22 protein-coding genes are annotated in these 19,872 nt (G+C 70.6%); 6 read left to right on the top strand and 16 right to left on the bottom strand.

The annotated features are described in order from the left end of the window. Both AC2H6A_RS08860 and AC2H6A_RS08855 read left to right on the top strand, forming a co-directional pair. The coding region (locus AC2H6A_RS08860) for an EAL domain-containing protein (RefSeq protein ID WP_484272800.1) at window positions 1-248 on the top strand (248 nt) is incomplete at its 5' end. Then, window positions 245-1,582 carry a GGDEF domain-containing protein gene (locus AC2H6A_RS08855; RefSeq protein ID WP_484272799.1) on the top strand — a complete coding sequence of 446 codons (1,338 nt, stop codon included), beginning with the start codon at window positions 245-247 and terminating at the stop codon, window positions 1,580-1,582. The genes AC2H6A_RS08860 and AC2H6A_RS08855, both read left to right, overlap by 4 nt. Window positions 1,583-1,592: 10 nt before the next feature. Here AC2H6A_RS08855 and AC2H6A_RS08850 read toward each other — a convergent pair whose 3' ends face one another. The 12 genes from AC2H6A_RS08850 to dinB form a co-directional block, all read right to left on the bottom strand. Continuing rightward, window positions 1,593-2,237, bottom strand: a complete 645-nt coding sequence (locus tag AC2H6A_RS08850; protein ID WP_484272798.1) for a response regulator — start codon at window positions 2,235-2,237, stop codon at window positions 1,593-1,595. Next, window positions 2,234-3,337: a sensor histidine kinase gene (locus tag AC2H6A_RS08845; protein WP_484272797.1), complete on the bottom strand. Its 1,104-nt coding sequence runs from the start codon at window positions 3,335-3,337 to the stop codon at window positions 2,234-2,236. Before AC2H6A_RS08845 ends, AC2H6A_RS08850 begins: the two co-directional genes overlap by 4 nt. A 10-nt stretch (window positions 3,338-3,347) precedes the next feature. Continuing rightward, window positions 3,348-4,055 carry a dienelactone hydrolase family protein gene (locus tag AC2H6A_RS08840; protein ID WP_484272796.1) on the bottom strand — a complete coding sequence of 236 codons (708 nt, stop codon included), beginning with the start codon at window positions 4,053-4,055 and terminating at the stop codon, window positions 3,348-3,350. A gap of 11 nt (window positions 4,056-4,066) precedes the next feature. After that, a complete protein-coding gene (locus tag AC2H6A_RS08835) occupies window positions 4,067-5,077 on the bottom strand; it encodes an anion permease (RefSeq protein WP_484272795.1) in 1,011 nt (336 codons plus the stop codon). A 25-nt stretch (window positions 5,078-5,102) separates the two neighbouring features. Further along, window positions 5,103-5,738, bottom strand: a complete 636-nt coding sequence (locus AC2H6A_RS08830; protein WP_484272794.1) for a DUF47 domain-containing protein — start codon at window positions 5,736-5,738, stop codon at window positions 5,103-5,105. 96 nt (window positions 5,739-5,834) lie between these two features. Next, window positions 5,835-6,362: a DUF1841 family protein gene (locus AC2H6A_RS08825; protein WP_484272793.1), complete on the bottom strand. Its 528-nt coding sequence runs from the start codon at window positions 6,360-6,362 to the stop codon at window positions 5,835-5,837. Then, window positions 6,244-6,906: an endonuclease III gene (gene nth / locus AC2H6A_RS08820; RefSeq protein ID WP_484272792.1), complete on the bottom strand. Its 663-nt coding sequence runs from the start codon at window positions 6,904-6,906 to the stop codon at window positions 6,244-6,246. The genes AC2H6A_RS08825 and nth overlap by 119 nt, the downstream gene beginning before the upstream one ends. Then, complete coding sequence (locus AC2H6A_RS08815; RefSeq protein ID WP_484272791.1) at window positions 6,903-7,538, bottom strand: RnfABCDGE type electron transport complex subunit B; 636 nt, start codon at window positions 7,536-7,538, stop codon at window positions 6,903-6,905. Before AC2H6A_RS08815 ends, nth begins: the two co-directional genes overlap by 4 nt. Window positions 7,539-7,570: 32 nt before the next feature. Continuing rightward, on the bottom strand, window positions 7,571-8,854 hold the full coding sequence (locus tag AC2H6A_RS08810; RefSeq protein ID WP_484272790.1) for a polyhydroxyalkanoate depolymerase: 1,284 nt from the start codon (window positions 8,852-8,854) through the stop codon (window positions 7,571-7,573). 75 nt (window positions 8,855-8,929) lie between these two features. Beyond that, window positions 8,930-12,430 (bottom strand): FAD-dependent oxidoreductase, encoded by a 3,501-nt coding sequence (locus AC2H6A_RS08805; protein WP_484272789.1) that lies wholly within the window; start codon window positions 12,428-12,430, stop codon window positions 8,930-8,932. Next, window positions 12,430-12,753 carry a ferredoxin FdxA gene (fdxA, locus tag AC2H6A_RS08800; protein WP_484272788.1) on the bottom strand — a complete coding sequence of 108 codons (324 nt, stop codon included), beginning with the start codon at window positions 12,751-12,753 and terminating at the stop codon, window positions 12,430-12,432. The genes AC2H6A_RS08805 and fdxA overlap by 1 nt, the downstream gene beginning before the upstream one ends. 72 nt (window positions 12,754-12,825) lie before the next feature. After that, window positions 12,826-14,025: a DNA polymerase IV gene (dinB, locus tag AC2H6A_RS08795; RefSeq protein WP_484272787.1), complete on the bottom strand. Its 1,200-nt coding sequence runs from the start codon at window positions 14,023-14,025 to the stop codon at window positions 12,826-12,828. Window positions 14,026-14,081: 56 nt separating this feature from the next. Between dinB and pncB the strand changes: the two genes are divergently transcribed. Both pncB and AC2H6A_RS08785 read left to right on the top strand, forming a co-directional pair. Continuing rightward, window positions 14,082-15,266, top strand: a complete 1,185-nt coding sequence (gene pncB / locus AC2H6A_RS08790; RefSeq protein WP_484272786.1) for a nicotinate phosphoribosyltransferase — start codon at window positions 14,082-14,084, stop codon at window positions 15,264-15,266. Between the two features lie 58 nt (window positions 15,267-15,324). Next, on the top strand, window positions 15,325-15,600 hold the full coding sequence (locus AC2H6A_RS08785) for a polyhydroxyalkanoic acid system family protein (protein WP_484272785.1): 276 nt from the start codon (window positions 15,325-15,327) through the stop codon (window positions 15,598-15,600). A gap of 16 nt (window positions 15,601-15,616) precedes the next feature. On the opposite strand, the gene AC2H6A_RS08780 is transcribed toward AC2H6A_RS08785, so the two are convergent. Further along, window positions 15,617-15,874, bottom strand: a complete 258-nt coding sequence (locus tag AC2H6A_RS08780) for an acyl-CoA-binding protein (RefSeq protein ID WP_484272784.1) — start codon at window positions 15,872-15,874, stop codon at window positions 15,617-15,619. A 77-nt stretch (window positions 15,875-15,951) separates the two neighbouring features. Here AC2H6A_RS08780 and AC2H6A_RS08775 point away from each other — a divergent pair, with 77 nt between their 5' ends. Both AC2H6A_RS08775 and AC2H6A_RS08770 read left to right on the top strand, forming a co-directional pair. Then, entirely contained in the window at window positions 15,952-17,421 is a 1,470-nt protein-coding gene (locus AC2H6A_RS08775; RefSeq protein ID WP_484272783.1) for a wax ester/triacylglycerol synthase family O-acyltransferase, read from the top strand. Next, a complete protein-coding gene (locus AC2H6A_RS08770; protein WP_484272782.1) occupies window positions 17,418-18,158 on the top strand; it encodes a TSUP family transporter in 741 nt (246 codons plus the stop codon). Before AC2H6A_RS08775 ends, AC2H6A_RS08770 begins: the two co-directional genes overlap by 4 nt. Here AC2H6A_RS08770 and AC2H6A_RS08765 read toward each other — a convergent pair. The 3 genes from AC2H6A_RS08765 to AC2H6A_RS08755 form a co-directional block, all read right to left on the bottom strand. Further along, window positions 18,155-18,928, bottom strand: a complete 774-nt coding sequence (locus tag AC2H6A_RS08765) for a hypothetical protein (RefSeq protein ID WP_484272781.1) — start codon at window positions 18,926-18,928, stop codon at window positions 18,155-18,157. The two genes, AC2H6A_RS08770 and AC2H6A_RS08765, sit on opposite strands and share 4 nt — an antisense overlap. 12 nt (window positions 18,929-18,940) lie before the next feature. Further along, window positions 18,941-19,636, bottom strand: coding sequence for a TetR/AcrR family transcriptional regulator (locus AC2H6A_RS08760; protein ID WP_484272780.1), 696 nt, complete (start codon window positions 19,634-19,636; stop codon window positions 18,941-18,943). A gap of 10 nt (window positions 19,637-19,646) precedes the next feature. Continuing rightward, window positions 19,647-19,872 (bottom strand): hypothetical protein (locus tag AC2H6A_RS08755; protein WP_484272779.1); only part of this gene is annotated, 226 nt, incomplete at its 5' end.

The following is a 19,872-nucleotide window of genomic DNA, read 5'->3' as shown; positions in this document are numbered from 1 at the left end:
CGCTGGGACAGTCGCTGCAGGTGCAGGTGCTTGCCGAGGGCGTCGAGACCGCCGACCAGGTGCATGCGCTGCGCCGTCTGGGCTGCCAGACCATGCAGGGATTCCTGTTTTCCCGGCCCGTGCCGGCCGACCAGATCCCCGAGGCCATCACGCGGGCCGGCGAGCTCGCCGCCCGGCTGCTGGCGGCGGAGCCTGCGCCGGGCGTGACCGGGGCGCCCGGCGTTCGCATCGGCCAGACCCAGTCATGAGCGGTGTGATCGCCTCCGAGGAGCGCAAGGAGCGCGAGCGGCGCCGGCAGCGCTCGGCAGCCCTGTCGGCCGCGCAGTCGGTGGCCATCGCCAAGACCGCCCTCCAGCTGCTGTCGGCCAAGGGGCTGCCGCCCACGCCCGAGAACTACGCCAAGGCCTGGACCGAGGCCAGCGCTGAACGGCTGCTGGGCAGCGGCAGCTATGCCAGCGAGCTCACGGTGATCGCTGCCGAGGAGCCCGAAGCAGCGCCCGCCCGGGCCGAGACCCAGCCCGAGCCGCAGCCCCAGCCCGAGCCGCATCCGTCGTCGGCGGCGAGCCCCGAGCGCACCCTGCCGCAGGCCGAGCGGTTGGCCGATGAGCTCGTGCGCATGGTCGATGTGCTCTGCGATGTCCTGGCCAGCCTCACCGAGGACGAGAGCTGGGTCAACGGCCAGATCGCGGCGGTGCGCCGCCTGCTGCAGGGCGACATCGACCGATCCGCGATCGCCGATCTTCGGTTGCTGCTGGCCGACACCGCCGAGCGGCAGAAGCAGGTCCGCGACCAGCGTGCCCGCACCCTCGCCCAGCTCAAGCAGTCGCTGTCCGAGATGGCCGGCGTGATCGCCGAACTCAGCGCCTCCACCGACACCTTCGCCAACCGCATGGCCGATCATGCCGTCAGCATCGAGGAGGCGCCTTCGCTCGAGGCGCTTGGCGACATGGTCCGCGGCCTGCTCGAGGACACCCGCACCATGCAGGTGTCGGTCGAGACCTCCCGCGAGGGGCTGGTCAAGTCAACCGAAGTGGCCGCCTCGCTCGAGCAGGAACTGCAGCGTCTCGAGAAACAGCTCGCCCAGGCCAGTACCGAGATGCTCACCGATCACCTCACCCGCACCATGAACCGGCGTGGGCTGGAGGAGGCCTTCGAGAAGGCCTCGGTCGAGGCCGCGGGCAACGGTCTTCCGCTGTCGGTGGCCCTGATCGATGTCGACGATTTCAAGCGCCTGAACGACGCCCTCGGCCACAAGGCCGGCGATGAGGCCCTGCGTCACCTCGCCGATCTGTTGCGCACCCGGCTGCGCCCCACCGACATCGTCGCGCGTTATGGCGGCGAGGAATTCGTGCTGGTGCTGATCGGCGTCAACCGCGACCTCGCGGTCAGCACCGTGGAGCGCCTGCAGCGCGCGCTCACCGGCCATGTGTTCATGCACGGCGAGAGCCGCAGCTTCATCACCTTCTCGGGCGGTGTCACCGAGGTGCGCGAGGGTGACAGCCTGAACACCGCCCTGGTGCGTGCCGACGAGGCCATGTACCGCGCCAAGCGCGAGGGCAAGAACTGCGTGCGGGCGGCCTGAGCGGCGCGGCTCAGCCGCCCGGGCCCAGGTCGATCAGCTGGTTGCGCATGGCATAGGTGGCCAGCTCGGCGTTGCTCGAGAGCTTGAGCTTTTCGAGCACCCGCGCCCGATACACGCTGACGGTCTTGGGCGAGAGCGACAGCCGCTCGGCGATCTCGGACAGCTTGCGGCCTTCGGCGATCAGCACCAGGGTCTGCATCTCGCGGTCGGAGAGCTGCTCGTGGGCCGAGCCGGTGCGGGTGGATACGCTGTCGGCCAGCGCCTGCGCCACCTCGGGCGTGACGAACTTGCGGCCCGTGGCCACGGTGCGCACCGCCTGCACGATGGTCTCGGGCGTGGCCGCCTTGTTGAGGTAGGCCATGGCGCCGGCCTTCAGGGCCCGGATGCCGTACTGGTCCTCGGGGTAGGTGGAGAGCACGACCACACGGATGCTCTGGCCCTCGTCGACCAGGGCGCGCAGCACATCGATGCCGCTGCGTCCGGGCAGATTCACATCGAGCAGCAGCACATCGCAGCCACCGGCCCGCAGCAGCTGGCGCAGCTCGCCGTAGTCGGCGGCTTCGCCGATGACCTCGATGTCACCGGCCTCGGTGAGCGACTCCCGCAGGCCGCGCCTGATGAGCGCGTGGTCATCGACCAGGATCACCCGGATCATGTCGGCTCCTCGGGAGGAGGTCCGGCCAGCACCGGCACGGTGAGCATCAGCGTGGTGCCGGCGCCGGTGCGCGAGACATCGAGCCAGCCCCCCACCGCGCGGGCGCGCTCGGCCAGGCCGCGCAGGCCGAAGGACTGCGGCTTGCCGAGGTCATCAGCGCCGATGCCGCGGCCGTCGTCGTGGAATTCCAGCGAGAGCATGTCGTCGCTCACCACCATGTCCACGCTGACCGAGCGCGCCCCGGCGTGCTTGACGACATTGGTGAGTGCCTCCTGGACGGTACGGTACACCGTCATGGCGGTCTCGTCGGCCAGCGCGATGGTGTCGGTGCTGGTGCTCAGATGCGCTTCCAGGCCGCTGCGGCGGCGGAACTGGCCGAGCTGCCACTCGATGGCGGTGACGATGCCCGCGTCGAGCACCGGCGGGCGCAGGTTGCGCACGATGTCCTGGGTGGCGCGCTGGGCGAGATCGAGGGTTTCCAGCGCCTGCGCGGCACGCCGCGCCGCTGCCGGCTCGGCGTGCCGGCCGATCCAGGACAGGTCAAAGCGCAGGGCGGTCAGCATGCCGCCGATCTCGTCATGCACCTCGCGCGCGATCGCCTTGCGCTCCTCCTCGACCACGCTCTGCAGATGCGCCGAGAGCTCGCGCAGCTGCTGCTCCGAGGCCCGCAGCGCCTGCTCGGCGGCAAGCCGCTCCCGGCGCGTGCGCGCGGCGCGCAGCGCGTTGGTGAGCGCCGGTCCGAGCCGTGCGAGCCGCCCCTTGATCAGGTAGTCGTCGGCGCCGTTGCGCATGGCCTCGACTGCCAGGTCTTCGCCGATCGCGCCCGAGACGATCAGAAAGGGCAGGACCTGCCCGCTCTCGCGCAGCACCGCCAGCGCGTCGGTGCTGGAAAAGCGCGGCAGGTGGTGATCGGAGATCACCGCATCCCAGTGGCCGGCATCGAGCGCGGCCTGCATCGAGGCTGCATCCTCGACCCGCTCGCACCGGACATTGAGCCCCTGTCGCCCGAGCGTGGCCACCAGCAGCAGGTAGTCGTCCTCGGAGTCCTCGACCACCAGCAGGCGGATGCAGGTGTCCAGCGGGTAGCGGGCCTCGGCCATCGCCCGTGCCTCAGTGCAGCGGCGTCGCCCCGACGGGGCGCGCCCGGCGGTGGCGGAAGATGGTCTGCATCACCCGCGAGGTGCCGGTGATCACGCCCTCCTGGCCGATGCTGTGGGCATCCTCGATGCCCACATCGAGGGTGACCTCGGCCCCGGCGGCGCGCAGTCCGCGCAAGGCCTGGCGGGCGTGGACCAGCGGCACGATGGTGTCGAGTTCACCGTGGATGAGGTGGATGCTGGCGGCGATGCGCTCGTCGGGGCGGATCGGGCAGGACAGGCGGCTGGCATAGGCGACCACGATATCGGCCAGGCCGGGGTCGGCGCGCAGCGCCTGCAGCGCCACCGTGGATCCCTGCGAGAAGCCTACCAGCACGGTGCGTTGCGGGCCGAAGCCGGTGGCCTGCTGCAGCGCGCGCACCCGCGCGACGGCAGCCCGGGCGGCGCGATCCACCCGCGAGACCCGGTCGGCGGCCACCCCGCTGCTGTCGAACCAGTCATAGCCGCGACCGCCTGCGGCCGGCAGCGGCCCCTGCAGGATGGCGCCCACCGCGCCCGGGAACTTCAGCTGCCAGGCGATCGCCACCGGCGCGAAGTCTTCAGGCTGCGAGCCCGCGCCGTGCAGGAACACCAGCAGCCGGCCTGGCGCGCTGGCCGACAGCGCGGGCAGTTCCAGCCAGAGTTGCTCGCCGGTCTGCCCGGATTGCGGGGCCGCCGTCATGGGGCGAGGGCTCAGAGGAGGTGGCGCCCGACCCACCAGGCCAGCGCCGAGACCAGCGCCGAGGCGGGAATGGTGATCACCCAGGCCCACACGATGTTGCCGGCCAGACCCCAGCGTACTGCCGACACCCGCTGGGCCGCACCCACGCCGATGATGGCGCCGGTGATGGTGTGGGTGGTGGACACCGGGATGCCGAAGCCCGAGGCGAGGAACAGCGTCATGGCGCCCCCGGTCTCGGCGCAGAAGCCGCCGACCGGCTTGAGCTTGGTGATCTTCTGGCCCATGGTCTTGACGATGCGCCAGCCCCCGAACAGCGTGCCGGCGGCGATGGCGGCATAGCAGGAGACGATCACCCAGTTGGGCGGCATCTTGTCCTGGGTGCTGGCCTGTCCGGCGGCGATCAGCAGCAGCCAGATGATGCCCATGGTCTTCTGCGCGTCGTTGCTGCCGTGCCCCAGGCTGTACAGGCCCGAGGAGACGAGCTGCAGGCGCCGGAACCAGCGATCCATCAGCCTTGGGGTGGAGCGAAAGAACAGCCATGACACCGAGAGCATCAGCAGCGCCCCCAGCAGGAAGCCGAGCATGGGTGAGACCAGGATGAAGGCCGCCGTGCGCATCAGCCCCGAGGCCACCAGCGCCCCGGTGCCGGCCTTGGCCAGGGTGGCGCCGATCAGGCCGCCGATGAGGGCATGCGACGAACTGGAGGGAATGCCGTAGTACCAGGTGATGACATTCCAGGTAATGGCACCGACCAGCGCGCCGAACAGCACATAGTGATCGACCACCGTGGGATCGACGATGCCCTTGCCGATGGTGGCCGCCACCTTCAGCTGGAACACGAAGATCGCCAGGAAGTTGAAGAACGCCGCCCAGGCCACCGCCTGGTAGGGCTTGAGCACCCCGGTCGACACCACCGTGGCGATCGAGTTGGCGGCGTCGTGAAAGCCGTTCATGAAGTCGAACGCGAGCGCCAGCACGATCAGCATCGCGAAGACCCAGAAGGCCATGGTGACGGACTGCATGGAGGTTCGCGCGGGTGGGCCGCGCTCAGGCGTTCTCGAGGACCACGCCCTCGATCATGTTGGCCACATCCTCGCACTTGTCGGACACCGCCTCGAGCAGCTCGTAGATGGCCTTGAGCTTGATGAGCTGGCGGACATCGGCCTCGTCGCGGAACAGCTTGGACATCGCCGAGCGCATCACCCGGTCGGCATCGGATTCGAGCCGATCGATCTCCTTGCAGATCTTCAGGATGGCATCGGCGTTTTCCATGCTGGGCAGCAGGCTCACCGCGGTGCGCACCCGGTCGCAGCACATCTGGTTCAGGTCGGCGAGCTGCTGCGCCTCGGGGGTGACCCGCTGCAGGTCGTACAGCATGGCCGACTCGGCGACATCCTGGATCAGGTCGAGGATGTCATCCATCTGCGAGATCAGCTGGTGGATGGTCTCGCGGTCGAAGGGGGTGATGAAGGTCTTGTGCAGCAGCGCCACCGTCTCATGGGTGATCTTGTCGGCCGCCTTCTCGATGATGTCGATGGCGTCGATGCCGCGTTGCCGCGCCTCGACATCGGCGTAGTTGCTCATGAGCGCCGCGAGCTGGCGGCTGCCCTCCACGCAACGCTCGGCGTGCTGGTTGAACAGCTCGAAGAACCGGCCTTCACGGGGCATCAGGTTGCTGAACATGGACTCGCGGAGGTGGGGTGGCGGCGGGGGAACGGCGAGGGCGGCACGAGGCGGCGAAAGGGTAGCAGAAAAGCCCTGCCGCCCGGCGGGGGGGCCTCAGCGACCGGCACGGCGCAGCACGCAGTCGAGGTAGCGGGCCGAGTCGGGCAGGGTACGGTCGCGCTGCGCGGCCCAGACCACCTCGCCCAGGCAATCGATGATGGCGTGGGCCGCCTCGTGCAGCGACCCCATCCGCGCAGCGAGTCGGGCATAGGCGTCGCGGATGCCCGGCGGCTGGTCGATCGACACCTGCTCCGAGACCGCCAGGTGCATCGACAGGTGCAGGAAGGGATTCGTGCGGCCACCCTCGGGCGGGTACTCGGCGACGAGCGCGTGCTGGAGACTGGCGAGGTCGTCGTGGTATTCGGGATGCTCCAGCATCCAGTCGAGCGCGATCGACTCCAGCGGCGTCAGCGGCAGCGACTGCCGGTGCTTGGCCCAGGCTTCGCAGAAGAAGCGGCGGACATCATCCTTGGCGGGATTGAACACGGTCGGGCTCGGGAGTCTTGGGACGGAATCGGCACAGGTCGGCGATCGGGCAGCGCCAGCACTCGGGCTTGCGCGCCTTGCAGACATAGCGGCCATGCAGGATCAGCCAGTGGTGGGCGTGATGGCGGAAGCCCTCGGGCACGACGCGCAGCAGCCTGGCCTCCACCGCCTCCACCGTGCGCCCCGGGGCGAGGCCGGTGCGGTTGGCCACCCGGAAGACATGGGTGTCCACCGGCATGGTCGGCTCGTTGAAGGCCACGTTGAGCACCACGTTGGCGGTCTTGCGCCCCACGCCGGGCAGCGCCTGCAGGGCCTCGAGCGAGCGGGGCACCTCGCCGCCGTGGCGCTCGAGCAGCAGCCGCGCGGTCTGGGCGAGGTGCTTCGCCTTGGCCCGAAACAGGCCAATGGTCTTCAGGTAGGGGATCAGGCCTTCCTCGCCGAGCGCGGCGATCGCCGCCGGGGTGCCGGCCACCGGGAAGAGCCGGCGGGTGACCAGGTTCACGCTGCGGTCGGTGGCCTGGGCCGAAAGCAGCACCGCGGCCAGCAGCTGGAACGGCGTGCCGTACTCGAGCTCGGTCTTCGGCTCGGGGTCGATGGCGCGCAGCCGCTCGAAGGCGATGCGCCGTTCGGCGACCTTCATGGCCCGGTCCGGCTGGCCAGCCGCTCGCGGGCGCGGGCGATCGCGGCCTGCACCACCGCGCGCTGCCGGTCGGTGTGGGCGTCGGCCGGCTCGGCGGCCATGGCGTCGAGCTTGGCCTGCGCCTTCGCGGCGAGCCGCACCTCGTCGTCGTGCTGCAGGCGGGCAAGGCGCCGCGCGCGGTCCTGGTGGCGCTGGCGGGCGGCGTCGGCGTCACGGTCCGACCAGTCGCGGGGCTGCGCCACCATCGTGATGCAATCGACCGGACAGGCCGGCAGGCACAGGTCGCAGCCGCTGCACAGCGCCTCGATCACGGTGTGCATGCGCCGCGTCGCACCGATGATCGCGTCCACCGGGCAGGCGGTGATGCAGCGGGTGCAGCCGATGCACACCGCCGGGTCGATGCGTGCGGTGTGCCAGGCGCGTGGCGTGCCCCGGCTGGCGTCGAGCAGCGGCTCGGCGCGTCCGAGCAGGCGGGCCAGCCGGGCCACGCCGGCCTGGTCACCGGGCGGGCAGCGGTTGATCTCGGCCTCGCCGCGGGCGATCGCCTCGGCATAGGGACGGCAGCCGTCGAAGCCGCACTGCGTGCACTGGGTCTGCGGCAGCAGCGCGTCGATGCGGTCGGCCAGCGTCATGATGGGCGCCGGGGGCGGTAGCCCGACCGGGCTCAGCTTGCCGCGCTGAGCTTGCGCGCGCCGATCCGCTGACGATGGCTGGCGATGAACTCGCGCACCTGGGGGTAGATGAACTCGCGCCAGCGCCGGCCGCTGAAGATGCCGTAGTGGCCAGCACCCTCGGCGGTGAGGTGCTGCTTGTGGATGTCGGCAATACCGGTGCACAGACCGTGGGCGGCCTGGGTCTGGCCCGAGCCGGAGATGTCGTCGAGCTCGCCCTCGATGGTGAACAGGGCCACATTGCGGATGGCTTCCGGTGCGACCCGGATGAGCTCGCCCTCGTGGCGAACCTGCCAGCGGCCCAGCGGCAGCTGATGCTCCTGGAACACGATGCGGATGGTGTCCAGGTAGTACTCGGAGGGCAGGTCGAGCACCGCGTTGTACTCGTCGTAGAAGCGACGGTGCGCGTCGACATCGTCGAGGTCGCCACGCACCAGGTCGAGGTAGTAGTCCCAGTGCGAGGTGGCATGCCGATCGGGGTTCATGGCCACGAAGCCGGCGTGCTGCAGAAAGCCGGGGTAGACCCGGCGGCCGGCGCCCGGGTAGTTGCCGGGCACGGTGTAGATCACGTTGTGCTCGAACCAGCTGAAGCTGTGGTTCGTGGCGAGGTTGTTGACCTCGGTGGGGCTGCGCCGGGTGTCGATCGGCCCGCCCATCATGGTCATGGTCAGCGGCAGCTTCGGATCCTTGCGGGCGGCCATGATCGAGACCGCGGCCAGCACCGGCACGGTGGGCTGGCACACCGAGATCAGGTGCACATCCGGCCCGAGGTGACGGATGAAGTCGATGACATAGGCGACATAGTCATCGAGGTGGAAGGCCCCGCTGGACAGCGGCACCTGGCGGGCGTCGATCCAGTCGGTGATGTAGACATTGTGATCGGGCAGCAGCGCGCGCACGGTGTCGCGCAGCAGCGTGGCATGGTGGCCCGACAGCGGCGCCACCACCAGCACGGTGGGGTCGTCGGCGCGGGCGGCCAGCGCCCTGGGCAGCAGCCGCTCGAACTTGATCAGCCGGCAGAAGGGCCGCGAGATCTCGATACGCTCGGCCACGGTCACATCGTGGTCGCCGATGCGGGTGCTGCGGTGACCGAACTCGGGCTTCTCGTATTCCTTGCCCAGGCGGTGCAGCAGCTCGAGGCCGGCCGCCATGCGGTTGGCCATCGGCAGGTAGGACAGCGGGCTGTACGGGTTGGCGTACAGCTTGCTCATGGACTCCGCCCAGGTCGAGACCGGATTGAGGATTGCCCTCTGGACTTCGCGCAGTTGGTACAACATGGTGGGTCTCCAGTGCCGCGGGCTGCCGGGATGCGCCGGGCCCGAGAGGATAATCGCTAATGCTGCGTTGCACAATCAGGCCGACGCTGTCGGCTGACCGGCGGCCTGCAGGCAGCCCGGCAGCCAGCGCCGGGTGAGCTTCTCGGCCAGCGAGTTCTGCCGCAGCCGGGCGTCCAGGAAGCCGAAGTCGACCTCGTCCATCGGCATGTCCTGGGCCATGCAGGCGAATACATAGCGCACCGGGCCGCCAGCGGGGTCGCGCCGGGCCTGCAGGCACTGCGCGCAGATCTCCTTGAGCATGCACTGCATCGGCGCGTTCACCGAGGCGATGGCGGTCAGTCCGGGCCGCAGGTGCCCGGCCAGCAGGCCGTGGCGGGCTGCGGCCACCGCGGCCATCATGCGGTCTGACCCGATCGCGAGCAGCCGATCGGCACGCGCCGCCGACACCGGCAGCTCGCCGAAGCGGCCCTCGCTCCAGGCGAGCAGCGCATCGACCACATTGCCGCTGAAGGCCCGGTCCTGCGCGCGAGCGGGGGTGAAGCCGGGCGCCTCGTCGCAGCACCAGATCACCGCGTCGGCCGCCGCCTCGATGCGCTCGGTCATGAAGCGATCGGTGGCGCGCCGGTAGCCGGCCAGGTAGAGCACCCGCGAGCCGGCCGCGCGCATGGCCGCGCCGATCGAGAAGAGCACCGCGTTGCCCAGGCCCCCGCCCACCAGCACCACCTGCTCGCCGGCGGGAATCACGGTGGGCTCGCCGGTGGGCCCCATCAGCACCACCGGCTCGCCGGGCTGCAGGCGGGCGCACAGGTCGGAGGACCCGCCCATCTCGAGCACGATGGTCGAGACCAGCCCGGCGTCGGCATCGACCCAGGCGCCGGTGAGGGCCAGGCCCTCCATGGCCAGCCGGGTGGGCAGGCCGCCCGGTGCCGGCCGCGGCGCCCGGGTTTCGAAGTTCTGCAGCCGGAAGAACTGGCCCGGCTGGAAGCGCCGGGCCGCGAGCGGCGCATGCACCACCACCTCGACGATGCCCGGCGCGAGCCGGCTCACCCGGTGCACCCGCGCGCGCAGTGCGTTGCCCACCCGGGCCGCGAAGACCGGGAAGGGCTCGTCGCTGGCTGGCGGCCGGGACGCCAGGGCGCGCGACACCACCGGGCTGCCCTGCCGGGCAGAGGCCATGGCCCGAACCACATTGCCGGCATAGGCGGGATGCAGGTCGCCGAAGAAGGACACCAGCCGGCCGTCGTGGAAGCGGCTGGTGAACACCTCGGCCCGGGCCGGCTTGCCGCCGGCGGGCGCGGGCGCCGGCAGTGCCGCACCCTGCGCATCGATGAGCTGGTAGTGCCGGCCGTCGAGGCGCAGATGCGTCGGGTCTTCGCGGGCGGCGACGGTGTTCGGCTGGGTGCCGGCGGCGATGAACACCGTGCGGGCCGGCCAGGTCAGGGCGCTGCCGTCGCCCGCCCGGCGCAGCCGGATGGCCGCGGCCGCGCCGTGGCGATCGAGATCGATGGCCAGCGGCGCCAGGTCGGCGCCCAGGCCGATGCCTTCGGCGAGCGCCCGTTCGACCTCCTCGTGGTTGAGGCGATAGGCCGGGCTGTCGGTCAGGCCGCGCCGGTAGGCGATGGTGACCCCGCCCCAGGCCTGCAGCAGCTCGAGCACCCGCGCGGGTTCGCCTGCCCGGGCGGCGCGCTCGCGCTCGGCGCGGATCGCCCGCGCATGGACGATGAACTCGTCGGCGAGCTCGCGCTCCTCCTCGGTCCAGCCGGCGCGCACCGCGGCCTCGCCCTGCGTCGCGACGAGCGCCTCGTGGCGGGCCAGGAACTTCTCGACCTGCACCGGGTAGTAGGCCAGCGATTCGGTGGCAGTGTCGATCGCGGTGAGCCCGCCGCCCACCACCACCACCGGCAGGCGCAGCTGCAGGTTGGCGAGCGAGTCGGCGCGCGCCGCGCCGGTGAGCTGCAGCGCCATCAGGAAGTCGCTGGCGGTGCGCACGCCGCGGGCCATGCCGTTGGGGATGTCCAGCGTGGTCGGTCGACCGGCGCCGGTGGCCAGCGCGATGTGGTCGAAGCCCAGGGCGAAGGCGCCGGCGGTGTCGAGCGTGCCGCCGAAGCGCACGCCGCCGATCAGCCGGAAGGCGTCGCGTCGCTCGAGCAGCAGCCGGATCATGGTGAGGAAATTCTTGTCCCAGCGCACCGTGATGCCGTATTCGGCCACGCCGCCGAAGCCGCCACTCACGCGCTGGCCGAGCGGCTCGCGCAGGCTGTCGATGTCGAGGACCGGCTCGAAGGGCTGCGGCGAGCCGTCCTCGCCCACGCCATTGAGCGCGGGCGGCAGCGGCTCGATCTTCAGCCCGTCGATGCCCACCACCGCATGGCCCTCGTTCATGAGGTGATGGGCCAGCGTGAAGCCGGCCGGCCCCATGCCCACCACCAGCACGGTGCGGCTGCTCGCGGGCAGGGGCAGCGGTCGGCGCAGGTTCAGCGGGTTCCAGCGGGTGAGCAGCGAGTAGACCTCGAAGCCCCAGGGCAGGTCGAGCACATCGCGCAGCACGCGGGTTTCCACCTGCGGGATGTCCACCGGGGTCTGCTGCTGGTAGACGCAGGCCTTCATGCAGTCGTTGCAGATCCGGTGCCCGGTGGCTGCCGCCATCGGGTTGTCGAGGGTGATCAGCGCCAGCGCGGCCACGGCATGCCCCTGCGCCTTGGCCTGCTGGAACTCCGAGATGCGCTCCTCCAGGGGGCAGCCGGTGAGCGGCACGCCCAGCGGGCTCTGGCGGAAGGCCCGCGCCTGCGCCTCGCCGGCCTTCTCGCGGATGCCGTGCGAGCAGCTGTCATTGCCCTGGGCATGGCACCACAGGCAGTAGTTCGCCTGGTCGAGTGCGCCGCGCAGGTCGGTGCCGGCATCGGTCAGGTCGAAGCCTTCGCGCCGGCGCAGCTGCCGCAGATCGACCCGGGTGATGGTGACGCCGTGGTGGTCCGCCTGCCGGGCATGGGCGAGCAGGGCAGCGGGATCGATCTGCACCGGGTGCCGGAACAGCACGCCCTGCGCGTGACGGGCCTGACCCTCGGCGCTGTGCACCGCCCAGGCGCTGTAGCGCATCGCGGTCTCGAGGCGTTCGGCGAGCCGCTCGGCCTGCCAGCGCAGCACAGCGTCGGCGAAGGCGAGCTCTTCGAAGGGCGCGCCCAGCCAGCTTTCCAGCGTGGAGAGCGCGGCGTCAGCGTCGAATCCGGCCAGCGCGGCCAGGTCGGGATAGGTGAGCAGCGCCTTGCGCTTGACGAACTTCCACTTCACCCGCACCAGCGGGGCGAGCGCCTGCTGCGCCGCACGCAGTTCGCCCAGTTCCTCGGCGATGCCGAAGAGCTCGGCGATGAAGGCATCGAGATGCGGCGCGAGGGCCAGCAGCAGCGCCGCCTCGTCGCGCGCGCTCAGGGCGTCGGGCTGGCCTCGGGCCGCGCTCAGACGCTGGGCCAGCGCCGGATCACGGCCGGCCAGCACCTCCAGGAAGGCGGCATCGGTCTTCGCGAGCCCCGCTTGCCGGTACAGGTCCTCGAACCGCAGTCCGAAGGCCAGCTCGGGCATCAGCGCTCCAGGTACTGGAGCTTTTCCTTGACGTCCTTCCAGTCATCGGCATCGGCCAGGGCGGGCTTGGTGCGGGTGATGCTGGGCCAGTCCCTGGCGAGCTCGGCGTTCAGGGCGATGAACTTCTGCTGGTCGGCAGGGACGTCTTCTTCGGCCTTGATGGCCTCGACCGGGCACTCGGGGATGCACACCGCGCAGTCGATGCATTCATCGGGGTCGATGACCAGCATGTTCGGGCCTTCGCGAAAGCAGTCGACCGGGCAGACATCGACGCAGTCGGTGTAGCGGCACCGGATGCAGGATTCGAGGACGATGTGCGTCATCTTGGGTTTCCACAGGCGGACAATCCCCGGATTCTAACCCGCGACGCTCACCGGACATCACCGGGCCTTCCTTCACCCGTCTCCGAACAGGGGCAGGCTGGCCTGAGCCGGCGGACCGGGCTCGGCCACCCCGGGCGGCGGCAACTCGCCCTCGCGGTGCAGGCTGCCAGCGCGCACGCCGAGCAGGCGCAGCCGCTGGTCCAGCGGCACCCGGCGCAGGCACTCGCCGGCATGGCGGCGGATCAGCGCCGGGTCGCGGGTGGGCTGCGGCGCGGTGAAGTCGCGGGTGACGGTGCGGAAGTCGGCATAGCGGATCTTCAGGCCGATCGCGCGCGCCAGATAGCCCTTGCGGCGCAGGTCCTCGGCCAGCCGCTGGCACAGTTCGGTGAACCGTGCCGAGAGCTCGGCCCGGTCCTGCACCGGGTCGAGATCGCGCTCGAAGGTGGTCTCGCGGCTGATCGACTTCGGCTCGCTGGCGGTAACCACCGGGCGCTCGTCGCGCCCATGCGCGGCCTCGTGCAGCCAGGCGCCGTAGCTGCGCCCGAAGTGCGCCACCAGCTGGTGGGCAGGCACCGCTGCCAGCTCGCCGATGAGCGTGATGCCCATCGCCTGCAGGCGCTGGGCCGCCTTAGGGCCGATGCCATTGATGCGCGATGCCGGCAGGGGCCAGATGCGTGTGGCGATGTCCTCGGGCCTGAGCAGCGTCAGCCCGCCTGGCTTGTCGAGGTCGGAGGCGATCTTCGAGAGCAGCTTGTTCGGCGTGATCCCGATCGAGCATGACAGGCCGGTGGCCGCCTGCACCGCCTGGCGCAGCCGGGCGCCCATCGCGTGCGCGGCGTCCCAGGGATCGGGCGCGCTGCCGGCCAGCCCGGTGAGGTCGATGTAGATCTCGTCCACGCCGCGGTCCTCCACCAGCGGCGCGATCTCGCGCACCGCCGCCTTGAAACGCCGCGAGTAGCGCCGGTATTCCTCCATGTCGACCGGCAGCAGCACCGCGTCGGGGGCCATGCGCGCGGCCTTCATCAGGCCGATGCCGGCGCGCACGCCGAAGGCCCGGGCCTCGTAGGTGGCGGTGGTGATCACCCCGCGGCCGGCGTAGCTGCGCAGCGTGGCAAAGCGCAGCTCGCCGTCGGGCCCGGTCACCGGCTGGTGCGCGCGGCCCCCGCCGATCACCACCGGCTGGCCGCGCAGCTGCGGATAGCGCAGCAGCTCGACGCTGGCATAGAACGCGTCCATGTCCAGATGCGCGATCAGGCGGGTGGGCGCGCTCACCGCCGCCGCCCGCCTGCACTACACTGGCAGCCCCCGGCCCGCCAGGCGCCATCGCCATGATCATCCACTCGCTGCTCGACACCGATCTGTACAAGTTCACCATGATGCAGGTGGTGCTGCATCACTTTCCGGGCGCGCAGGTGGAGTACCGCTTCAAGTGCCGCAACCCTGGCATTCCGCTGGCCGGCCTGATCGACCAGATCCGCGAAGAGATCCAGCACCTGTGCACGCTGCGCTTTCGCGAGCGCGAGCTTGACTACCTGCGTTCGCTGCGCTTCATCAAGAGCGACTTCGTCGACTTCCTGGGCCTGTTCCAGATGAACGAGAAGTATGTGTCGGTGACGCCCTCGGCGAGCGCGCCGGGCGAGATCGACATCACGGTGCGGGGTCCCTGGCTGCACACCATCCTGTTCGAGATCCCGGTGCTGGCGATCGTCAACGAGATCTACTTCCGCAACACCGTGCGGGTGCCCGATTACGCCGAGGGGCGCCGGCGCCTCGAGCACAAGATCGCGCTGATCGCCGGCGATCCCTCGCTGGCCGACATGAAGATCGCCGACTACGGCACCCGTCGGCGCTTCTCGCGGCTGTGGCACGAGGAGGTGCTGATCGAATGCGCCAACCGCATGGGCGCGCACCTCGCCGGCACCTCCAATGTGTACTTCGCCATGAAGTACGGCATGACGCCGCTGGGCACCATGGCCCACGAGTACCTGCAGGCCTGCCAGGCGCTGGGCCCGCGCCTGCGTGATTCGCAGACCTTCGCCTTCGAGACCTGGGCGCGCGAGTACCGCGGCGACCTCGGCATCGCGCTGTCGGATGTCTACGGCATGAGCGCCTTCCTGCGCGACTTCGATCTCTACTTCTGCAAGCTTTTCGACGGCGCCCGCCACGATTCCGGCGATCCCTTCGAGTGGGGCGAGCGGCTGATCGCGCACTACGACGCCAACCGCGTCGATCCGCGCACCAAGACCCTGATCTTCTCCGACGCGCTCACCTTCCCGCTGGCCATCGAGCTGTACCGGCGATTCCACGAGCGGGCGCGGCTCGCCTTCGGCGTGGGCACCAACCTCACCAACGACCTCGGCTGCACGCCGCTGCAGATCGTGATCAAGATGGTCCGCTGCAACGGCCAGCCGGTGGCCAAGCTCTCCGACACCCCGTCCAAGAACATGTGCGATGACGATGCCTACATGCAGTACCTGAGGCAGGTCTTCGAGATACCCGCCCTCAGGCCCTAGAATCGGCGCAGAGTCGGGTCGCGACGGGCGCGGCGCGGGCAGATCCCGGGAGAATCCCTTGGCAGACATCCATCTCAAGCGCAAGCACGGGCTCGGCCTGAAGAAGGCCCGCACGGCGGCGCAGAAGGTTGCCGACGACCTGTCGTCGGAGTACGGCGTGGCCAGCGAGTGGGACGGCAACGTGCTGCGCTTCAGCCGCAGCGGCGTGCAGGGCGAGCTCGCAGTCACCAAGGACGAGGTGCGGCTCGATGCCCGCCTGGGCCTGCTGCTGTCGGCGTTCAAGCCGAAGATCGAGGAGCATGTGAACGAGAACTTCGACCGCTACTTCGTGTAGCGGCCGCCGTGCCCGCTCAGCCCTTCAGCTCGCGGATCAGGGCGACGTACTGGCGCATCGCCTCTTCTTTCGGGGTGCCTTTCAGGCCGGCCCAGGCATCGAACTTGGCCCGGCCGATCATGTCGCCGAAGCCCGGCCGCTTGCCGGTGGCGTCCCCCTCGCTGCCCTGCTTGAAGAGCGCGTAGATCTTCAGCAGCGTGGCATTGTCGGGGCGCTCGGGCAGCAGCCGCGAGTCGGCCGCAGCCTGTTCGAATGCTCTGGCCAGTTCTGACATCGGTGCTCTCCGCGCGGCAATCGGGTTCCTTATTATAGGTTCTGGCCGCAGCAGACGGCCGGCCAACGGAGGAGCGCATGAACCGCGAGCGGATGTCAGGTGTCGACACGGCCTGGCTGAGAATGGATTCGCCGGCCAACCTGATGATGATCGTCGGGGTCTGGGTCTTTGAAACCCCCATGGCACGAGAACGCCTGCTGGCGCGGCTGCGCGAGCGGCTGCTGGTCTTCGACCGGTTCCGCCAGGTGGTGCGCACCGATGCCACCGGCGCCTGGTGGGTGGACGACCCCGCCTTTGATCTCGACCATCATGTGGTCAACGCGCGCCTGCCACGCCCCGGTGGTGCGCGCGGGCTGCAGCGGCTCGCGGCACGCCTGGCCGCGCAGCCGCTGCCCCCCGGCCGGCCGCTTTGGCAGTTCCACCTCGTCGAGCAGTACGACGGCGCCAGTGCGCTCGTCACCCGCATCCACCATTGCATCGCTGATGGCATCGCGCTGGTGAAGGTCATGCTCTCGATGAGCGATGACGGCGCTGCGGCCTCGCCGCGCCGCCGTGCGCGCGCCATGCCCGCGGGCGGTGAAGGCCACGAGGACCTTGCCCGCAGCCTGATGGCGGCGATCGAGCCAGTCGGCCGCACCGCGGTGCGGGTGCTCGGTCAGGCCGGCGGCAGCGTGGCGCGCGCGGCCGGCGAGGGCGATGCCGGGCAGTTCGCGCAGTGGGCTGCCGCGGGCCTGCGTCTGGCCCAGGATGCGATGTCGATCGCGCTCATGACCGAAGATTCGCGCACCCGCTTCAAGGGCAAGCCGGGCCGGCGCAAGGCCGTGGCGTGGAACGAGCCCTTGCCCATCGACGAGGTCAAGGCGGTGTGCCGTGCGCTCGGCGTCTCGGTCAACGATGTGCTGCTCTCCTGCGTGGCCGGTGCGCTGCGCCGCTATCTGGCCGAGCGCGGCGATGCTACCGAAGGGGTCGAACTGCGCGCCATGGTGCCGGTCAACCTGCGTCCGCCGCAGCAGGAGGCGCGCCTGGGCAACCGCTTCGGGCTGGTGCCCCTGGTGCTGCCGGTGGGCATCGCCAACCCGCTGGCGCGCCTGCGCGAGGTGCGCCGGCGCATGGACGAGCTCAAGGGCGGCTTCCAGGCGCCGCTGGCCTATGCGCTGCTCTCGGCCATCGGCCAGGCGCCGCGTGCCCTGCAGAGCGGTGTGCTCGACTACCTCTCGCACAAGTCCAGCGCGGTCATGACCAATGTGCCTGGTCCGGCCGAGCCGATCCGCATCGTCGGCAACACCGTGCGGCGGGTGATGTTCTGGGTGCCGCAGTCCGGCGACATCGGCCTGGGGGTGTCCATCCTGTCGTACCGCGGCGGAGTGCAGTTCGGGGTGATGACCGATGCCGGCCTGTGCCCCGACCCGCAGCGCATCATCGACGGCTTCGCGCCCGAGTTCGAGCGGCTGCTGCTCACGCTGGCGCTGGTTCCGCCGGATGTGCTGCGCGATGACGATGCGCCGGCGCAGATCGAGCAACGGCTGCTGGGTATGCCCGCCGCGTGATCACCGACCCCCTGCACTGGGTCTGGGTCCTGGGCGCCGCGTTCGCCGGCTCGCTGGTGGGTGGCATCGGCGGCTTCGGCACCGGCGTGATCCTCACGGCGGTCCTGGTGCCGCTGCTTGGCGTGAAGGCCACCGTGCCGGTGCTGGCACTGGCCGGCGTGATCATCAACGCCGGCCGGTTCTGGTTCTACCGTGCCGACATCGACTGGCCCGCCGCGCTGCGGGTGCTGGCTGGCGCAGCCCCGCTGCTGTGGCTGGGCACCTGGCTCTACGCCCGTCTCGATCCGCGGCCGCTCGGCCTGGCCATGGGCGCGCTGGTGGTGCTCAGCGTGCCGGCGCGCCGCTGGCTGCGCAGCCGCCAGTGGCAGATCGGGGTGCGCGGTCAGGTGGCCGGTGGTGCGGTCTTCGGTCTGGCCAACGGCCTGGCCTCGGGCATGGGGGTCATCCTGGTCTCGCTGCTGCTGGGCAGCGGCCTGTCGGGCACCGCGGTGCTGGCCACCGATGCCTTCGTGTCCATCCTCATCGACCTGACCCGCGCGGCGCTCTTCGGGCGCTTCGCGCTGATCGAGCCGGCGGCCTTGCCGCTGGGCCTGGCGATCGGGCTGGCCACGCTGCCCGGCAGCGCGCTGGCCGCCTGGCTGGTGCGACGCATGCAGGCGCGGCTGCACCACTTCCTCATGGAAGCGCTGATCCTGCTCGGCGGCGTCTCGATCATCGTGAGCGTCTGGCGCGGCTAGCCGATCTCCTCGCGCGCCAGCTCCACATCGAGCCGTTCCATCGCGTCCTGCGGCTCGCAGGCCGCGGCCTCGGCATACAGCTGCTCGGCCTGCTTCATCGCCTTCTTGCCCTCGAGCATGACCAGCGCGTTGGCGTATTCGATGCGGGCGATCGCCGAGTCGGGGTTGAGCTCGAGCGCCTTGCGGAAGTGGGTCAGCGAGGACTCGCGCTTCACGCCGTAGGTCATGCCGCCGATCATCGCGCCCACCTTGTCGATCACCTCGGCGTGGAAGGCGCCCAGCGCGATGTGCGCGTCGGCGTGCCTGGCCTGCAGTTTCAGGGTGGTCTCGAGGCTGTCGCGCACCTTGCCGCCCAGGCCCTGGGCCAGCGCCTTGGTCACCGAGATGCCCTGGCCATAGCGGCCCAGGGCATAGGCGTGCAGGTAGAAGGCATTGGCGTTCTTCGGCTCGGCAGCCTGAAGTTCCTCGCAGCGCGCCGCCACCTCCTGGTAGATCTCGAGCTTTCGCTTGTCGGACTTCTCGAGGTAGTTGGCATAGATGCAGGCCGCCTTGTTGGCTGCGTTGTAGCCGGCCAGGCCCGCGGCCAGGCCAGCCTCCACCGCCTTGCCGAAATCACCGGCGTGATAGGCGCGCCAGGCCTCCAGCACCGCCTTGTCCTTGGGCTGGGGCTCGGCGTCGCCGCGGTGCAGACGGGCCCAGTGCTTCTTGAGCGCCGCGTCATCGCGGACATAGGCCTTGTCGGGGTGCGGGAAAGCGGTCCATCGGGCCATGCCGGGTTCCTTTCAGGGTCGGGTTGCGAGGTATTCACGGGCCAGGCGCTGCGAGAGCGCACGACCCTCATCATCCAGCCAGGGCGCGAGCATGACCAGCACCTGGCTGGCGCCGCGGGCCAGCGCGGCCTGCGAGGGGGCGGTCTCGGGCCTGTCTGCCCCTGGCAGGCGCGCGCCGGCGGGTCGCGGCCCCTGCGTGACCTGCTCATGGGCCAGCCACCAGGTGGTCACCATGGCCATGTTCGCCGCCAGCAGCGCGATCTGCGCCTCATCGGCGCGCAGCCGCTTGGCGGCGGCCAGCGCCCGGCACAGCCGGGCCGCCGCCTGCGTCTTGGCGGCAATGATGATCGGCATGCGCCGCGCGATCAGCCGGTGGCGTGACAGCAGATCGGCCAGGTCGCGGTAGAGGAAGCGATGCCGCCAGAGCGTCTCGAAGAGCAGGTGCAGGAACAGCCAGGCATCCTCGAAGTGCGCGTCGCGGCCCGGCACCGCCTCGAGCAGCGGCACGATCTCCTGCTCGAACGCTTCGAACAGCGCCTCGACGATCGCGTCGCGATGGCGGAAGTGGTAATGCAGGTTGCCAGGGCTGATGCCGGCCTCGTCGGCGATCGCCTGGGTGCTGGCATGCGGCTCGCCCAGGTGGTTGAACAGCCGCAGGGCCGCGGCGAGGATGTTCTCGCGGGTGCGGCGCGGCGGCTTGCGGGGCATGCCGGCGGGCTCAGGCGCGCGCGCGGCGGGGCGCGGCCGGCCCCGCGGTGCGGCTGTCGCGTGCGGCGGGCGCGGATCGGTGCAGCCGCAGCGCATGCTCGATGTCGCCCACCGTCTTGCCCAGCGTGGCCACCGCGTCGGCGAGGCTGCCCCGGGGCGGGGTGAGCGCCGGGCGGTTGAAGTCCACCAGGCGCAGCTGCGGATTGCGCAGCACCGCGGTGTTCAGCCGCAGGCCG

Source organism: Quisquiliibacterium sp., assembly GCF_982640115.1.
Note: the sequence above shows the minus strand (reverse complement) of the source record. Positions and strands in the feature narration are given on the sequence as shown.

Coding starts and splice junctions, on each gene's coding strand:
- AC2H6A_RS08765 (WP_484272781.1), bottom strand. CDS start 18,928: ATGGCCCGATGGACCGCTTTCCCGCACCCCGACAAGGCCTATGTCCGC.
- AC2H6A_RS08815 (WP_484272791.1), bottom strand. CDS start 7,538: ATGACGCTGGCCGACCGCATCGACGCGCTGCTGCCGCAGACCCAGTGC.
- pncB (WP_484272786.1), top strand. CDS start 14,082: ATGATCATCCACTCGCTGCTCGACACCGATCTGTACAAGTTCACCATG.
- AC2H6A_RS08810 (WP_484272790.1), bottom strand. CDS start 8,854: ATGTTGTACCAACTGCGCGAAGTCCAGAGGGCAATCCTCAATCCGGTC.
- AC2H6A_RS08850 (WP_484272798.1), bottom strand. CDS start 2,237: ATGATCCGGGTGATCCTGGTCGATGACCACGCGCTCATCAGGCGCGGC.
- AC2H6A_RS08845 (WP_484272797.1), bottom strand. CDS start 3,337: ATGGCCGAGGCCCGCTACCCGCTGGACACCTGCATCCGCCTGCTGGTG.
- AC2H6A_RS08835 (WP_484272795.1), bottom strand. CDS start 5,077: ATGCAGTCCGTCACCATGGCCTTCTGGGTCTTCGCGATGCTGATCGTG.
- AC2H6A_RS08825 (WP_484272793.1), bottom strand. CDS start 6,362: ATGGCCGCTATGTCTGCAAGGCGCGCAAGCCCGAGTGCTGGCGCTGCC.
- fdxA (WP_484272788.1), bottom strand. CDS start 12,753: ATGACGCACATCGTCCTCGAATCCTGCATCCGGTGCCGCTACACCGAC.
- AC2H6A_RS08775 (WP_484272783.1), top strand. CDS start 15,952: ATGAACCGCGAGCGGATGTCAGGTGTCGACACGGCCTGGCTGAGAATG.
- AC2H6A_RS08855 (WP_484272799.1), top strand. CDS start 245: ATGAGCGGTGTGATCGCCTCCGAGGAGCGCAAGGAGCGCGAGCGGCGC.
- AC2H6A_RS08760 (WP_484272780.1), bottom strand. CDS start 19,636: ATGCCCCGCAAGCCGCCGCGCCGCACCCGCGAGAACATCCTCGCCGCG.
- AC2H6A_RS08840 (WP_484272796.1), bottom strand. CDS start 4,055: ATGACGGCGGCCCCGCAATCCGGGCAGACCGGCGAGCAACTCTGGCTG.
- AC2H6A_RS08780 (WP_484272784.1), bottom strand. CDS start 15,874: ATGTCAGAACTGGCCAGAGCATTCGAACAGGCTGCGGCCGACTCGCGG.
- AC2H6A_RS08805 (WP_484272789.1), bottom strand. CDS start 12,430: ATGCCCGAGCTGGCCTTCGGACTGCGGTTCGAGGACCTGTACCGGCAA.
- nth (WP_484272792.1), bottom strand. CDS start 6,906: ATGAAGGTCGCCGAACGGCGCATCGCCTTCGAGCGGCTGCGCGCCATC.
- AC2H6A_RS08830 (WP_484272794.1), bottom strand. CDS start 5,738: ATGTTCAGCAACCTGATGCCCCGTGAAGGCCGGTTCTTCGAGCTGTTC.